This window comes from Bacillus sp. 05T22 (assembly GCF_056396765.1).
Genome location: NZ_JBFTMC010000103.1, coordinates 1 through 15,762 on the forward strand (window position 1 = coordinate 1; position 15,762 = coordinate 15,762).

The 15,762-nt window shown below is 36.6% G+C and carries 12 protein-coding genes, 5 tRNA genes and 2 pseudogenes; 4 read left to right on the top strand and 15 right to left on the bottom strand.

The features are described from left to right. Positions 1 to 462 precede the first annotated feature (462 nt). The gene (locus AC1DIT_RS22490) at positions 463 to 930 is read left to right on the top strand and encodes a YusW family protein (protein ID WP_016116978.1); all 468 of its coding nucleotides are present in this window, start codon (positions 463 to 465) and stop codon (positions 928 to 930) included. A 35-nt stretch (positions 931 to 965) separates the two neighbouring features. Here the strand turns inward: AC1DIT_RS22490 and AC1DIT_RS22495 are convergent. Next, positions 966 to 1,106, bottom strand: a pseudogene (locus AC1DIT_RS22495) (peptide-binding protein); the annotation flags it as partial. Positions 1,107 to 1,228: 122 nt separating this feature from the next. Between AC1DIT_RS22495 and AC1DIT_RS22500 the strand changes: the two are divergent. After that, positions 1,229 to 1,444 carry a DUF3951 domain-containing protein gene (locus tag AC1DIT_RS22500; protein ID WP_016116977.1) on the top strand — a complete coding sequence of 72 codons (216 nt, stop codon included), beginning with the start codon at positions 1,229 to 1,231 and terminating at the stop codon, positions 1,442 to 1,444. Between the two features lie 17 nt (positions 1,445 to 1,461). On the opposite strand, the gene AC1DIT_RS22505 is transcribed toward AC1DIT_RS22500, so the two are convergent. Continuing rightward, a complete protein-coding gene (locus AC1DIT_RS22505; protein WP_016116976.1) occupies positions 1,462 to 1,965 on the bottom strand; it encodes a lipoprotein in 504 nt (167 codons plus the stop codon). Between the two features lie 285 nt (positions 1,966 to 2,250). Here AC1DIT_RS22505 and AC1DIT_RS22510 point away from each other — a divergent pair, with 285 nt between their 5' ends. After that, positions 2,251 to 2,697: a hypothetical protein gene (locus AC1DIT_RS22510; RefSeq protein WP_033671668.1), complete on the top strand. Its 447-nt coding sequence runs from the start codon at positions 2,251 to 2,253 to the stop codon at positions 2,695 to 2,697. 38 nt (positions 2,698 to 2,735) lie between these two features. On the opposite strand, the gene AC1DIT_RS22515 is transcribed toward AC1DIT_RS22510, so the two are convergent. Continuing rightward, complete coding sequence (locus AC1DIT_RS22515) at positions 2,736 to 3,932, bottom strand: multidrug effflux MFS transporter (RefSeq protein ID WP_016116974.1); 1,197 nt, start codon at positions 3,930 to 3,932, stop codon at positions 2,736 to 2,738. Positions 3,933 to 4,708: 776 nt separating this feature from the next. On the opposite strand from AC1DIT_RS22515, the gene AC1DIT_RS22520 reads away from it, so the two are divergent. Continuing rightward, positions 4,709 to 6,223, top strand: a complete 1,515-nt coding sequence (locus tag AC1DIT_RS22520; RefSeq protein ID WP_476998411.1) for a glucosaminidase domain-containing protein — start codon at positions 4,709 to 4,711, stop codon at positions 6,221 to 6,223. Between the two features lie 475 nt (positions 6,224 to 6,698). Here AC1DIT_RS22520 and glmS read toward each other — a convergent pair whose 3' ends face one another. From glmS to AC1DIT_RS22580, 12 genes and pseudogenes are all read right to left on the bottom strand, one after another. Continuing rightward, positions 6,699 to 8,501 carry a glutamine--fructose-6-phosphate transaminase (isomerizing) gene (gene glmS, locus AC1DIT_RS22525; RefSeq protein ID WP_476998412.1) on the bottom strand — a complete coding sequence of 601 codons (1,803 nt, stop codon included), beginning with the start codon at positions 8,499 to 8,501 and terminating at the stop codon, positions 6,699 to 6,701. A gap of 12 nt (positions 8,502 to 8,513) precedes the next feature. Continuing rightward, positions 8,514 to 8,697 (bottom strand): annotated as a pseudogene (locus AC1DIT_RS22530) (hypothetical protein). A 286-nt stretch (positions 8,698 to 8,983) separates the two neighbouring features. Beyond that, a complete protein-coding gene (gene glmM, locus AC1DIT_RS22535; RefSeq protein ID WP_016116970.1) occupies positions 8,984 to 10,330 on the bottom strand; it encodes a phosphoglucosamine mutase in 1,347 nt (448 codons plus the stop codon). Beyond that, positions 10,323 to 11,798, bottom strand: coding sequence for a CdaR family protein (locus tag AC1DIT_RS22540; protein WP_077295741.1), 1,476 nt, complete (start codon positions 11,796 to 11,798; stop codon positions 10,323 to 10,325). The genes glmM and AC1DIT_RS22540 overlap by 8 nt, the downstream gene beginning before the upstream one ends. Next, complete coding sequence (gene cdaA, locus AC1DIT_RS22545) at positions 11,791 to 12,618, bottom strand: diadenylate cyclase CdaA (RefSeq protein WP_016116968.1); 828 nt, start codon at positions 12,616 to 12,618, stop codon at positions 11,791 to 11,793. Before cdaA ends, AC1DIT_RS22540 begins: the two co-directional genes overlap by 8 nt. A gap of 252 nt (positions 12,619 to 12,870) precedes the next feature. Continuing rightward, entirely contained in the window at positions 12,871 to 13,764 is an 894-nt protein-coding gene (rocF, locus tag AC1DIT_RS22550; protein ID WP_003194411.1) for an arginase, read from the bottom strand. Between the two features lie 220 nt (positions 13,765 to 13,984). Then, positions 13,985 to 15,130 carry a glycerate kinase gene (locus tag AC1DIT_RS22555; protein ID WP_033671666.1) on the bottom strand — a complete coding sequence of 382 codons (1,146 nt, stop codon included), beginning with the start codon at positions 15,128 to 15,130 and terminating at the stop codon, positions 13,985 to 13,987. A gap of 162 nt (positions 15,131 to 15,292) precedes the next feature. Beyond that, positions 15,293 to 15,365 (bottom strand) — tRNA-Ala (locus tag AC1DIT_RS22560). Between the two features lie 10 nt (positions 15,366 to 15,375). Further along, a tRNA-Gly gene (locus AC1DIT_RS22565) sits at positions 15,376 to 15,447 on the bottom strand. Positions 15,448 to 15,452: 5 nt separating this feature from the next. Further along, positions 15,453 to 15,528: transfer RNA gene (locus tag AC1DIT_RS22570), tRNA-Lys, on the bottom strand. Positions 15,529 to 15,533: 5 nt separating this feature from the next. Continuing rightward, positions 15,534 to 15,608 (bottom strand) — tRNA-Gln (locus AC1DIT_RS22575). A gap of 65 nt (positions 15,609 to 15,673) precedes the next feature. After that, positions 15,674 to 15,757: transfer RNA gene (locus AC1DIT_RS22580), tRNA-Tyr, on the bottom strand. Between the last annotated feature and the right edge of the window lie 5 nt (positions 15,758 to 15,762).

Consider the following 15,762-nt stretch of genomic DNA (forward strand, 5'->3'; position numbering starts at 1 on the left):
CCTTCCTTTCTCACTCATAGATTTTACGTATGGATTCTTTGATAGCGTTTGAACCTCTTTTTCTGTAAATAGCTTTTTCGTCATTGTGAAATTTCTCCGATTCTAATTTTTCTCCTATTATACAAGAAATACCCTATAGAATAGACTTTTTTTAAGTGTCTATTCTATAGGGTACATTTTACAAAAGGATGCCCTTTTTCTTTATGCTTCTTTTACTAAATGTCTCTTTCCCTTTAATACAGATAATATCCCTACAGCGATTAAAGCTAAAATTTGTGTAATAACAATTATAAATAATAGAGAGATAATATTTTCTTTTAAATTTCCACCACCAAATATTATTGTATAATAACCATTTGCAGTGTACGTTGCGGGAAATAATTTATTTCGAGCACATACATAATTACATGAAATTGGGAAAAACTTGTATGGAAGGAACGATACACTAAGGAGGAATATATTATGAGAATTTTACTTTCAGTTTTATTAGCACTTATGCTAGTACCTGCGCTAACAGGTTGTACTGCACCAAAAAAGGAAACTCCAACTTCTGATAAGAAAACAACGGACGAAGCTAAAAATGAAGCACCTCAAGACTTAAAACTTAACTTTAACGAATTTCACTTAAATGCAGACTACCAAGATACGAAAAAAGATTATGAAGCGGAGTACAAAAATAAAGGTGCAGACAAAAAGATGGAAGGAAAGATTGAGGATCATAAGACAGATGTAAAACTAACGAGTGACAAAGCTATTGCCAAACTAAGTCCACTTCTACAAAAGTTAACATTTGATAAAAATACACCTGATCAAGAAGTAATTGATCAAGCGGTAGACGTATTCCAACTTGATAAAGACTACCAAAAATTCGACTTAGAAGTTGTGTTCTCAGATGGAACGAAGAAAGAGTATAAGAAGGAAGTAAAATAAAGAAGTAGGCAAATGCCTACTTCTTTATTTTTTGCTTACTTTTTCGCATGTCGTAAGCTTGGCTCAGAACCAATCATATATTCTAAACCAGATACAGATAATTTTTGCAAATAAGAATCTGTCGGGAACATAATCGGAATTAAAGGATATTCTGTAAACATAGTATCTTCTTCTTTCATACCTTCTTCTAACAACGCTTTTGCAGCAGTTAGATTATATTTGAAATAATTCCTTTTTTTTGTTTTACACTAAGGTAAAGGACAAATAAAATCCTCTCTATGTAGAAAGGAGAGCTACGATGGATCCATTACTTATGGCAGTTATAGGATTACCATTAACAATCGTAATATTAGTTATCATAGGCTTCTATAAATTGTTTATAAAAAAGAAAAATATAACTTCCTTTTATACTCCATTCGATAACATTACTGGGCAAACAATTTCAGAATTTCATGAAGGGCAAAAAGTCTTAGTAGCTGAAGATGAAGATGGGGACGGGAAAAAGAAAAAATAACCTTGCGCATTGCAAGGTTATTTTTGTGCTTCTTTTTGAAAGCGTTTATAGTACGTTGAAGCTGTTGAAAAATGAACTTCTATATCACGAATTAACGCCGAATCTTCATCTTTCGCTAATTTCTCTAACTTTTTCATTGCTTGTTCTGTCTCATTTAAGAAGCCAACATATAGCTCATGTTCTTGCTCTTTTGACTTCGGTACACGAATTTCTTTGCGTATATGATCGATATCCGTTAACATACTCGTGGTTACTTTTTGTACATCTTCTTTAAACTTAGGATATACTAGTGCCTTCCCCCCTTTTTCCTTCGCTTCTTCCCATAATTTTACCGCTTCATTTAACTCTTTGTTCATTTTCTCATCATACTTATTATGCACATCACGATATACTCTCATATCTTCTTTCTGCTCTGCCGATTGTTCTACTTTTTCTTTCGGTTCTTTTGTATCCTTATTTCCATTACACCCTGCTAAAAGAAGCATTCCTCCAAGCAAGACAATACTCCACACTTTCTTCATCTCTTACTCTCCTTTTGTCTACATCTACTACTTATCTCCACTTGCTATTATAACGAGAACCATTCAAACTTTACACTTATGACCGTACTTTTATACACATATCACCATTTTTGTCACAGTATCGTCACTTTATACGCCCAGAATCTTCACAGCTCTTCTTCTGCACCTTACAAAACTGTAAGCACACATCTGGAACATAGCATGCTAGACTTACATATGAATAAAACATTCCTACCTAAGGTTGCATTATCCATTTATTTAGAAAAAAGGAGACCAACAATATATATGTACAACAAAATGATGTTTATGGAAGAAGAACTTTCCGTTCTTATTCGTAAAAGATCACTCCATATCAAAAATACAGAAAGTCTTCGCCGCGTATTAAAGAAGAAAACCGCCCCACTTAGACTTGCCCGTTACTTAAAACAAGTGCATACAGACAAATACAACACCGCCCTAAACATATCTGATGAATCACTAACAATTGAAATCATCGGGCATGTCTATATCGGAAACTTTGCAGATATTTTAAAAGCTATTCCTCGTATACCAAAAATTGCTCCGATAATCGTAGAAAGAGCTTATAGAATTACGGACCATACAGATATTATTGACTGCGGTGAAAAAGAGGTTGATTCAAATCGATGGGTTTGGGATAAATTAGCTATTTTATACGATGTAATCATGAATAATATGTATGAGCTGCTCCAAAAAAATAACAAAAAGAGCTAATTCAAAATATACTTTGAATTAGCTCTTTTTTAGTATTCTTATGCCTCTATATCCTGCTTTTCCCGAAGTACAAACTGTCTTTCACTGCGCTTTGCCATAAAGATGTAACATAAAACCGCTCCCACTTCACATAGGGCAATCACAATTCCCATAGGAAGTGCTGTGTTACTACCTCCAATCCCAACTAAAGGCGCAACAAGTGCTCCAGAAATGAACTGTAGTAGACCAAGTAAAGCTGATGCTGTTCCTGCAGCTTGTTTTTGATTTCTCATTGCTAGTGAAAAACCTGTTGTCGATACAACCCCAACACTTGATACAACAAGAAATAACGAACATAAAACACCAATCAACCCTGCTCCTAGTACAATCATAAGAAGTAAAGAAAGACCACCAACAGCTGCAATTCCAACGCCCATTACAAATAATGTTGTCTCATTTACTTTCCCCGCTAAACGTCCAGTAATTTGGCTAGCAATAATAATCCCAATACCATTAATCGCAAAGAATAAACTAAATGCTTGCGGTGATGCCCCGTATATATTTTGCAACACAAACGGAGAGCCCGAAATATAAGCAAACATCGCTGCTGACACTAAGCCCTGCGACAAAGCATACCCCATAAATAAGCGATCTTTCAGCAAATTCCCATATGTCGCTAATGTTCCTGCTAAACCACCTGTTTCTCTCTCCTCAAGAGGCAATGTCTCACGCAATACAAAAATAGCGGATACTAACATAAATACACTTATCACTCCAAGAACGATAAAGACCCCGCGCCATGATGTAAACTGTAACAATTGTCCCCCAATAATTGGAGCCAAAATAGGCGCTGCTCCGTTTACTAACATAAGCAGTGAGAAAAACTTTGTCATCTCCGAACCTGAGTACATATCACGTACCATAGCACGTGATATAACAATACCTGCTGAGCCTGAAGCCCCTTGTAAGAAACGTAAAAGAACTAAACTCCAAATAGATGGTGCAACGGCACACAATAAAGAAGATGCAACATAGATAATAAGAGCAATAATAAGCGGTTTGCGCCGTCCATAAATATCACTAATTGAACCAACAAATAATTGTCCAACCGAAAGCCCTAGTAAGCAAGCTGTTAAAGTAAGCTGAGCAAGAGAAGCATTCGTTTGTAAATCATCCGTTAATTTTGGTAACGAGGGCAAGTACATATCAATGGACAATGGCCCAATTGCTGTGAGTGTTCCTAATACAAGAATCATCCATAACCTGTTTACTCTTACAGGTTTATATACATCGTGATTACTTTCATTCACTTACATCATTCACCCTTTCCATTATAAAATCCGGATCGTAACAATTATAGTTACACCTCTAAAGATACGTCAAGTATATCGTACTTTCCTTTGTAACGAAATGAAAAAATCCTCAACTGAATACTCACATTCGACGGAGACGGATCTTCTCTATCTATGATATGTAACTTCATTCAGATTCCCAATACTAGATTTAGAAGCCCTTCATCATATTATAGTATCTCAGATGAACTCCACCTCAATATTTTTAATACATGATTTAATAACCCTGCTCCAAAGGCTAATGATTTCAATACTTCGATTTCTTCCACTAGGACAGTAATAAGTACATAACAGTTACTTTCAATATCAAAATTGGTTATTATACTAGCAAATTCGTCCTTTCTTCGGATAGTTTGATAGTATCATTTTTCCAAGAAAACGAATTTTTTTATGCATCTATTTTTGAATATGTATGAATTTTACAACACCCTCAAAATAAAAAGTTGACTGTATAGGTCAACTTTTTTTAGTTCTATGCTCGTCACTCAATCACTGTTCCTTTTCACTTCTATTTACATTCCACTTTACTAACAATTATATGAAACTACTCATATAAAATTATTTTAACAGTAATTTATTAGACTTTTATGATACTTGTTTGTTTTTTCCTCTTCCCTTGTTACAATAGTACTTTGGTTAATATGAAACTAACAAACTACTAAAAGGAGTATTATTAAAAAATGTTTAAAAAAACTGCATCAATTATCTTAGCATCAAGCATACTTTTTATTCCTATAAAAGGGATGGCTGAAACTGTATCAACTTACAATACAGCAATTAAAACAAATGAAACTGTAAAAAAAGGATGGTTACAAAACAATAATAATTGGTATTTCTTAAATTCAAGCGGAGTCATGCAAACAGGATGGCTTTTTGATAGCGGGGCTTGGTATTATTTAAACACTAGTGGCGCCATGAAAACAGGGTGGCTTTTTGATAACGGAGCTTGGTATTACCTAAACTCTAATGGCGCTATGAAAACAGGGTGGCTTTTTGATAACGGAGCTTGGTATTACCTAAACTCTAATGGCGCTATGAAAACAGGGTGGCTTTTTGATAACGGAGCTTGGTATTACTTAAACTCTAATGGCGCCATGAAAACAGKGTGGCTTTTTGATAACGGAGCTTGGTATTACCTAAACTCTAATGGCGCTATGAAAACAGGGTGGCTCTTTAATAATGGAGCTTGGTATTATCTAAACTCTAATGGTACCATGAAAACAGGATGGCTTCTCGACGGTAACCAGTGGTACTACATAAATTCAAATGGGACGATGAAAACGGGTTGGCTACAAGAAGGGAGTACATGGTACTATTTACAGCTAAATGGTGTTATGCAAACTGGATTCGCTTCTATTGACGGAACAACGTATTATTTCAATAACAGCGGTACTTGGATTCCTGAAAATAATATTACTGCTACGTCATATATAAACCTTGATTTAACATATGCTTCAAATGTTACTGGTAAAGAAATTGATGCTGACATTAAAAAGTACCAACCAGATAGCCCATTAATTGGACATGGAAACGACTTTGTTGCAGCTCAAGCTCAGTATGGTGTTAACGCACTTTCTTTAGCGGCACATGCTATTTTAGAATCCGGATATGGTAAATCTGAAATCGCATATCGCAAACATAATCTATTTGGTTTGCGCGCTTATGATCAGGATCCGTTTAAATATGCAAAATATTTACCAACTTTCGGTGATAGCATTTCCTATAATGCCAATTATGTAAGAGATAAATATTTAGAGGAAAATGGATCATATTACTATGGCCCAACATTGCAAGGTATGAATGTTATGTATTCAACAGATCAAGAATGGTCTACCAAAATCGCAAAAATTATGGAGCGTATTAAACCCTTCCAAAAGCAAGATTATTTATATGCAAAAAAATTACCTAAAAACCCAAATACCTTAAATGTTGACGCACTCTCAAGTAATATCCCATATAAAACATATCCACAGGGAACGAAAGCAACTGCTAAACTAGCTGCCTTCTATTACGTTGTACCCTATTCATTTGATGGAGTAATTAAAAGTCAGTCCGTTACAGAAAACAACCAAGGTACATTAGCATTAGGCACATCAGTATTCGTTCATCGCGAAGATCCCAACGGATGGGTCGAATTCTCATTTACAATAAACGGAAATAAATACTGGATATTGAAAACTAAATTAAACATGTAAACAGCACAGCCCTTTTAGACGAAAACTAAAAGGGCTGTATTTATAAAAGCTAAGAGTACATTTAAAGAGGCCAGATYTTTGATATAGTACCTGCAATAGATATATTTCCTAGTACGAAAATTATTGGTTGTTATGCTCTCACCGAGATATTCCTTTTGGCTAGTAGAGTGGAAAATGTATTTTTTAGGAACCAAAAAGAGGAAATATAAGGTGCTCGTTTTGGTTTTGATGCGAAAAATGTTAATTTTAAATATGATGATTTACATTTAAACGACTGTATTACCAACGACCTGTTCCTATGCCGCGACCTTCTTTAATTCAGATGTTCTTTTTCTTTTGGACATAAAAACACCCCTTTAGATAATCGTATCTAAAGGGGTAAAGCTTCGCATCTTTTTTAAAAACGTCACGACTTTATTCAAAACATCGGGACTTTATTTCAAACTGACAATAAAATTATGAACCTCCCAATCTCCTACTCAACAGTAACAGATTTAGCTAAGTTACGTGGCTTATCAACATCACACTCGCGGTGAAGCGCTGCGTAGTATGAGATAAGTTGTAATGGAATAACTGCTACAAGCGGTGCTAATGCTTCGTGTACAGCTGGTAGTACGAAGCTGTCGCCTTCCATTTCTAAGCCTTTCATTGAGATGATACATGGGTTTGCTCCGCGTGCTACTACTTCTTTTACGTTACCGCGAATTCCAAGGTTTACGTGCTCTTGYGTAGCAAGKGCGATAACTGGTGTACCKTKTTCRATTAASGCGATTGTACCGTGTTTTAATTCTCCKCCAGCAAATCCTTCTGCTTGGATGTAAGARATTTCTTTTAGYTTTAACGCACCTTCTAAWCCTACGAAGAAGTCTACGCTGCGTCCAATGAAGAAGCAGTTGCGTGTTGTTGCTAAAAATTGTTTTGCAAGTGCATCCATTTCTTCTTTTTGATCACAAAGTACTACCATTGCGTTAGCTACAAGACCTAGTTCGTGTGTTAAATCAAAATCAAGAACTTCACCTTTTGCTTTCGCAATGTCAGCTGCTAAGATTGAAAGCACTGCAAGTTGTGCTGTGTAAGCTTTCGTAGAAGCGACTGCGATTTCTGGTCCTGCATATAGAGGCAGTGTATAGTCAGCTTCACGAGAAAGCGTAGAACCTGGTACGTTTGTAATTGTTAATGCTTTATGACCCATTTCATTTGTTTGTACAAGTACTGCACGACTATCTGCCGTTTCACCACTTTGTGAAATGTAAATGAAGAATGGTCTTTCTGTTAATAATGGCATATTGTAAGAGAATTCACTTGCTACGTGTACTTCTACAGGTATTTTCGCAAATTTCTCGATGAATTGCTTTCCAACAAGACCAGCATGGTAACTTGTTCCACATGCAATAATATAAATACGATCGCTATCTAAAATTGCATTACGAATGTCTTCATCTAATTCAATTTCGCCATCTTCATTTTGATACTTTTGAATGATATTACGGATTACAAGTGGTTGCTCATCAATTTCTTTTAACATGAAATGAGGATATGTTCCTTTTTCAATATCACTTGCATCTAATTCCGCTGTAAACGGTGCACGCTCAATCGTTTCACCTTGTAAGTTTTTAATTGTAATGCTTTCTTGTGTTACGATCACCATCTCTTTATCCATTAACTCGATAAATTGATCTGTAACTTGTAACATTGCCATTGCATCGCTTGCAACAACATTAAAGTTGTCACCAACACCTACTAATAGCGGGCTTTTGTTTTTAGCAACATAAATCATGTTTGGATTTTCAGCATCAAGTAAGCCAATTGCATAAGAACCATGTAAAATGGATAACGTTTGACGGAATGCATCTTCTACACTTAACCCTGTGCTTACTTGCTGTTCCATAAGCTGTACGATAACTTCTGTATCAGTCTCACTTACAAACGTTACATCTTGAAGATATTCTTTTTTCACTAATTCATAGTTTTCAATTACACCATTATGAACTAGTGTAAAGCGTTTTGACGTACTTTGATGCGGATGTGCATTTACTTTACTTGGAACACCATGTGTTGCCCAGCGTGTATGACCGATTCCCACGCTTGCAGCTACATTTTCATCCACGACTTCACGAAGTTTTGCAATACGGCCTTTTTCTTTGTATACAACAACACCGTTCTCTGCCTGTACTGCAATACCCGCTGAATCATATCCACGGTACTCTAGCTTTTCTAAGCCTTTTAATAAGATTTCTTTTGCATCTTGATCTCCAATAAATCCTACAATTCCACACATGTTTAGTCGCCGTTACAAATACTTACATTGCTTTGCGAACATGTAACGACATAGTCCGATCCCATTATTTACATATAAAAAACGGATTACATATTGCTAGCCCTGTAAGTCTGTAACGGCTTTCACCTTCCTCTCGATTGGGTTTCAGTCCGTATATACTTATACAGCTAGTATTCATCCGTTCTTTTTCCCTCATCACACTTTTATCTTTGTCCATTGAGTCACCTCAACGCTTTAAATAAAAGCTTTCGGTTGTGATAAACAACCGGGAGTCATCCGCCGAAATCTCGATAAAACTCCTCCTCGTCAACTACATAACTTGTAGTTCTGGCGCTTTCATAATTCATATATTAATTTCGAAAAAAAGAACAAGACCATCTTATAACAAACAGCATAAACCGTCAATGAAAATTTTTCATTGTCTATAAAACATATGAAAAAGGAGCACAAAACGTGCTCCTTTTTCATATGAAATTGGCGAATTATTCAGCGCCAACCTCAGCTTTCACAACTTCTACAATACGATGTACATATCCATCACAAAGTTCTTGTGTTGGTGCTTCTGCCATAACTCGAATAAGTGGCTCTGTTCCAGAAGGACGAACAAGGATACGTCCATCTCCGTTCATTTCTTCTTCTACCACACGGATGATTTCTTTAATTCTCTCATTTTCTAATGCCAATTTCTTATCTGTTACACGAACGTTCACCAATAATTGTGGGAACTTTATCATTTCACCTGCAAGCTCAGACAATGGTTTCTTCGTCATTTTCATAATATTTACAAGCTGAAGCGCACTTAACATTCCATCTCCAGTTGTAATGTAATCAAGTAAGATAATATGACCAGATTGTTCACCACCAAGGTTATAACCACCGCGCTTCATTTCTTCCATTACATAGCGATCACCAACTGCTGTTTTATTACTTGTAATACCATTTGCTTCAAGTGCTTTGTAGAAACCTAAGTTACTCATAACTGTTGAAACAACCGTGTTATGTTTTAATTGACCAGTTTCTTTCATGTACTTCGCACAGATGTACATAATTTGATCCCCATCAACAATGTTTCCCTTTTCATCTACTGCAATTAAACGGTCTCCATCACCATCAAAGGCAAGTCCAATATCTGCACCTTTTTCTTTTACTAATTCTGCTAAACCTTCTGGATGTGTAGAACCAACACCGTCATTAATGTTCATGCCGTTTGGTGAAGTACCCATTGTAGAAATATCAGCTTCTAAATCTGCAAATAAATATGGTGCTAAAGAAGATGTTGCACCATGCGCACAATCTAAAGCAATATGTAAACCTGAGAAATCTTCTTCTACAGTTTGTTTAATGTATTGTAAGTATTTTTGTCCACCTTCGAAGTAGTCATTTACTTGTCCAAGCTCTGTTCCTGTCGGACGTGGTAATTCATCTACCTCTTTATCTAATAAAGCCTCAATTTCAGCTTCTTGCTCATCAGTTAGTTTAAACCCATCTGAACCGAAGAATTTAATTCCATTATCTTGTACTGGGTTATGGGATGCTGAAATCATAACACCTGCTTGTGCATCTAATGCTTTTGTTAAGTAAGCAACCCCAGGAGTTGAAATAACGCCAAGGCGCATAACTTCTGCTCCAGTTGATAATAATCCTGCTACTAACGCACCTTCTAGCATATGACCAGATACACGTGTGTCACGACCAATAATCACTTTTGGACGATCTGTATCTTTTGTTAATACATACCCTCCAAAACGACCAATTTTAAACGCTAATTCAGGCGTTAATTCCTTATTCGCGACACCGCGCACACCATCTGTACCAAAATATTTACCCATTGCTATTCGCTCCTTTATTTTGCTCTTTTTGTTTTTCTGCTTCATTCTTTTTTTCAGATTCTTTGTTCTGTTCTTCTGTTGGTTTTTCTGTTGGTTTTTCTGTTGGTTTTTCTGTTGGTTTTTCTGTTGGTTTTTCTGTTTCATTCTCTTTATCTTTTTGTGAATCTGGTTGCTCCGGCTTACCTTGTACTTCTTGATCTGGTTTTTCTTTCTTTACAAGGGTTACCTTTACATTTTTTTGTTTTGCTTCTATTGAAACATTACTAGGACCACTAACCTGAATTGGAATATCATGCGTCCCAGAAGATACGTTTTGTAGATTAATTGATGCTGTTATTTGCGCCGCTGTTATTTTATCTACTATACTTGCTTCTCCTGAAATATCAACGCTTATCTTTTCACTTTGTGGAGAAAGTAATTGTAAAGTGAATTCATCTGACAATCCATTTTTTTGTATAGAAATGCCATCTATTGTCTTATGCTTTACATTTTTTTGTTTTTGCACTTCGACAGAAACCTTCACTTGACTGGGGCTTACATTGGTTACACCTTTCGGTAATAAAACAGAGGCATCGAATGTTGTAGATTCCGTAATTTTACTAAGATCTACTTCGACGCCCTCCAAGGACTTTATATTATCCAAAACATCTTTTGGGCCTGATATTGTCACTTCATTTGGTTCGATACCGATGTTTGTAACCGCTAACCCCTCTGGTAGACTTCCTTTTTTCACATAAGTTAGTGGCACAGTTTTTTCAATATTATTTGTCGCAGTTGGATTTGAAACTGGGATTGTAACATTTACTTTAGACGGTGTTGTTTGTAAGTCTAATTTCCGGCCCTCTTCATCATACAGTACAATTTCGGCTGTCTTTGTTACTGTTTTTGTTATCCCCTTCAAATCAATATACGCCCTGACAAGCGCAACTTTTGCTAGTTCCTCTTCTGTACCAATAACTTCAACAGTTCCTGGTTTGATAGTCGGTTTTTCAACCATACTACCTTGCATTTGACTCTCATTTGAGTACTTTACTTCCACAGGAAATGACTTTTTTGCTTTCTTTTGAATCGTAACTTTAACTTTCGCCGGTTGAGCTGTTGCTTTTAAATTGTTTTCCATCCCGGTATACTTTAAAGGAACATCGTATGTTCCTGTAGAATACCCACGTAAATCTAAAGATACTCCAAACTCACGTTGCGACCTTGCTGCAGTAATTACATTTTTTGGCCCTTCCAATTTTATTTTTACATACTTTGGAACACCACTTACAATATATTTATCTTCATCATAATTTACTGCTACTACAACGTTAGATACTGTCTCCGTTACATCACCTGTTGGAAAAAGTGATGCACTCGTATTCCCTGTCGTACTTTTATCTGACAAATTCGTCGACATGTAAAGCATTAACGCCAATAGTAATGAAATTCCTTTTAAAAACCAGTGGTTCTCCATTAGCTTATCCATGACGCTTTCTCCTCCAATTCCAATTCCATAAAGATGAAGAAGTTGTCTTCACATTTCCACTGAACTCTGCTAAAAGCATCTCTTTTAACTGTTCGGCTTTTAGGTCACGATGCAATTCTCCATTTTTAGTTAAAGAGATTTGGCCTGTTTCTTCTGATACAACCACTGTAATGCTATCAGTTACTTCACTAACTCCCATCGCAGCCCGGTGACGCGTTCCTAATTCTTTTGATATGAACGGGCTTTCCGATAATGGCAAATAACAAGCTGCTGCTTTAATCGTATTTCCTTGCATAATCACTGCTCCATCATGAAGCGGTGTATTAGGGATAAAGATATTAATAAGCAGTTCTGATGACACATTCGCATTTAAAGGAATCCCGGTTTCTACATAATCTCCCATTCCAGTTTCTCTAGATAATGTAATAAGCGCACCAATGCGTCGTTTCCCCATATATTCAGTTGCCTTTGCCACAGCATTCGCAACGATTTCATGCTCTTCTTCTTCCTGACCAATTCCACGGGAGAACAAACTTCCTCTTCCTAATTGTTCAAGCGCTCGTCTAAGCTCTGGTTGAAAAATAATAATTATCGCTAAAAATCCCCATGTTAAAGCTTGGTCCGTGAGCCACTGCAATGTATGCAACTCAAATAAATAACTTAATATACGAACGATAATAATAACTGTAATCCCTTTCAAAAGTTGAACAGCTTTTGTTCCTCGGATTACAAGAATTAGCTTATATATAACAAACCACACAACGGCGATATCTAATATCGTACTGAGATATTTCAAAAGGTTCATATCTCCAAAAGGCATGCTAACCCTTCCTCCTACTTATGAGCAATTTTATCCATATACTGAAATATTATTATTTTGCTCTATCTGTATGTATTTACAACAACTAGTTAATTATACCATACATGAAAGAAACGACAATTACAACGACACCCCCCTTGGTGGAAATTGGTAAGATGTCGAACTTTTCTTATAAAGTGGTATAATATAACTCATTATTATACTCTTTTTTTAAAATAAAAAAAAGCAGCATTTCAGCTGCTTTTCTTACATTTATTTTAGTTTTTCACCGAATAAAGAACCCATTAACGCTACCGCTGTTGTTGCCGTTCTATTTTTCTCATCTAAAATCGGATTTACTTCAACAAACTCAGCAGATGTAATGATATCAGCCTCCGATAACATTTCCATCGCTAAATGACTTTCACGATATGATAATCCACCAGTTACAGGTGTTCCAACTCCTGGTGCATCATGTGGATCAAGTCCATCTAAATCTAATGATAAATGAACACCATCTGTATGAGATAAATATGCAATCGTTTCTTCCATAACAGCAGTCATACCCATACGATCAATTTCATGCATTGTAAACACTTTAATTCCTTCATTACGAATGAATTCTTTTTCACCTTCATCTAACGCACGCGCACCGATAATAACAACGTTTTCCTTTTTAACCTTTGGATACGCTTCATATAAATTAACGAGTGAAGGATGTCCATAACCTAAACTTGCTGCAAGTGACATACCATGAATGTTTCCAGATGGTGATGTCTCTTCCGTATTTAAATCCCCATGTGCATCGTACCAAATAACACCTAAATTTTTATAGTTCTTTGCCACCCCTGCAAGTGTCCCGATAGCAATACTATGGTCACCACCTAATACAAGTGGAAAACGACCTTTTTCTATAATATGATCAACCTTACTTGCTAATTCATCACAAACATGTGCAACTTGTGTAAGGTTTCTTAATTTTGTATTTTCATCTATTTCCTGTTCTCTCTCAATACATAGGTCTCCGATATCTTCTACGTCATACCCAATATTTTGAATTCTTTCAATTACTCCCGCATAACGAATTGCACTTGGTCCCATATCAACTCCACGACGCATTTGCCCTAAGTCCATTGGAACTCCAACGATTGAAATTTCTTTCTTCATAGATAGTCTCCCCCTTTTATGCCTTCACTAAATATTTTAAATCTTTTCTATAGTCTGACTCAACTCGACATTTTTTTGTATGTATATGCACCTTATTCACTCATATCTACGTAGAAACCAATATCCTAAAGCTATTTTATGTATAAAACGAAACTCTTCCCAGGAAACCTCATTACACATGTGTTCATAAATAATTGAAAGTAAAAAAACGCCTCCTATATTAGAGACGTCTTTCTGATGCTATTTTCCATACAGATGCGATATTTCGTGCGGACATTTCAATATTTTCCTTTGCTGTTATATATGCTTCCTCTAATGTCATTGGACTTGATGTGGCAGCAAACACAGCATCTATTCCYTCTTTATAAACTGAAATGTGATTAGGGAGCACGGAACCCCCAATAGCTATAACGGGTATATGAAGCTTCTTTGCCCGTCTAGCAATTCCAACTGGAGCTTTTCCATAAGCTGTTTGTACATCTATCCTTCCTTCACCTGTAAGAACTAGATCCGCTTCTTTTATATGTTCATCAAAATTTGTATAATCTAGTACAATTTCAATTCCTTTTCTTAATTCCCCTTGTAGTACAGCAGCAACAGCAGCACCTAATCCCCCCGCAGCTCCTGCACCTGCAATCTCTTCCACATCAATATGTAAATATTTTTTTAATACATGGGCATAACGCTTTAAGTTATCATCTAACTGTGCAATCATTTCTGCACTTGCTCCCTTTTGTTTTGCAAATACAAAAGATGCTCCTTTTTGTCCTGTCAAAGGATTATCTACATCACACGCCGCTTCCAGTTTTACATGTGCTAAACGAGAATCCAACTTCGATAAATCTAAAGAATCAATAGAATGTAAATTTCCACCGACAGGTTCTATTACTCGTCCATCTTTCTCTAAAAATTTTACACCTAAGGCAGAGAGCATTCCGGCACCCCCATCGTTCGTAGCACTTCCTCCAAGACCTAAAATGATGTGCTGTACGCCTTTATCCAGCGCATCTAATATAAGCTCTCCCGTTCCTTTTGTTGTTGTAATAAGAGGATTTCGCTTTTTAACTGAAACATGCTGTAATCCTGATGCTGCTGCCATTTCAATAAACGCTGTTCTTTTATTTTGAGAAATGCCGTAAAATGATTCTACACGCTCACCAAGTGGACCTGTTACATGAAGTGGAATAATCTTTCCTCCTGTAGCATCAACAAGGGACTGGACTGTACCTTCTCCTCCATCTCCAATCGGGACTTTTACATACTCAGCTTCAGGAAAAATTTTAGTAAATCCTTTTTCAATAGCCTTACATACCTCTATCGCTCGTAAGCTTTCTTTATATGAATCAGATGCAATAACAATTTTCAACACCGATCCCTCCATTCCCCTTATTCCAACACACTTCAATTCAAATAGTATATTTCACTCTATCTTTCTATTGTAAACGAAATGAATGGAAACTCATCCTTATTAAGCAAGATAAACAAAAAACCTTACATCAAAAGATGTAAGGTTTTTTCTAATTTATAATGGAGCCTAGCGGGATCGAACCGCTGACCTCCTGCGTGCAAGGCAGGCGCTCTCCCAGCTGAGCTAAGGCCCCGAAGTATAAAAGCGGAAGACGGGATTCGAACCCGCGACCCCAACCTTGGCAAGGTTGTATTCTACCACTGAACTACTTCCGCGAAAATGGTGAGCCATGAAGGACTCGAACCTTCGACCCTCTGATTAAAAGTCAGATGCTCTACCAACTGAGCTAATGGCTCGTAAATGGCTGGGCTAGCTGGATTCGAACCAACGCATGACGGAGTCAAAGTCCGTTGCCTTACCGCTTGGCTATAGCCCATTAATATTTACTAGTATGGTTGTCTTTTCAAAAAAATAAACCTTTTCAGGTTGTTTTTTTGAAAATGGTGGAGGGGGGCAGATTCGAACTGCCGAACCCGAAGGAGCGGATTTACAGTCCGCCGCGTTTAGCCACTTCGCTACCCCTCCGACAT

Bases quoted from the DNA above. Each gene is read 5' to 3' on its own strand.
- cdaA (WP_016116968.1), bottom strand. From the start codon at position 12,618: ATGCCTTTTGGAGATATGAACCTTTTGAAATATCTCAGTACGATATTA.
- AC1DIT_RS22490 (WP_016116978.1), top strand. From the start codon at position 463: ATGAGAATTTTACTTTCAGTTTTATTAGCACTTATGCTAGTACCTGCG.
- glmM (WP_016116970.1), bottom strand. From the start codon at position 10,330: ATGGGTAAATATTTTGGTACAGATGGTGTGCGCGGTGTCGCGAATAAG.
- rocF (WP_003194411.1), bottom strand. From the start codon at position 13,764: ATGAAGAAAGAAATTTCAATCGTTGGAGTTCCAATGGACTTAGGGCAA.
- AC1DIT_RS22510 (WP_033671668.1), top strand. From the start codon at position 2,251: ATGTACAACAAAATGATGTTTATGGAAGAAGAACTTTCCGTTCTTATT.
- AC1DIT_RS22515 (WP_016116974.1), bottom strand. From the start codon at position 3,932: ATGATTCTTGTATTAGGAACACTCACAGCAATTGGGCCATTGTCCATT.
- AC1DIT_RS22505 (WP_016116976.1), bottom strand. From the start codon at position 1,965: ATGAAGAAAGTGTGGAGTATTGTCTTGCTTGGAGGAATGCTTCTTTTA.
- AC1DIT_RS22500 (WP_016116977.1), top strand. From the start codon at position 1,229: ATGGATCCATTACTTATGGCAGTTATAGGATTACCATTAACAATCGTA.
- AC1DIT_RS22540 (WP_077295741.1), bottom strand. From the start codon at position 11,798: ATGGATAAGCTAATGGAGAACCACTGGTTTTTAAAAGGAATTTCATTA.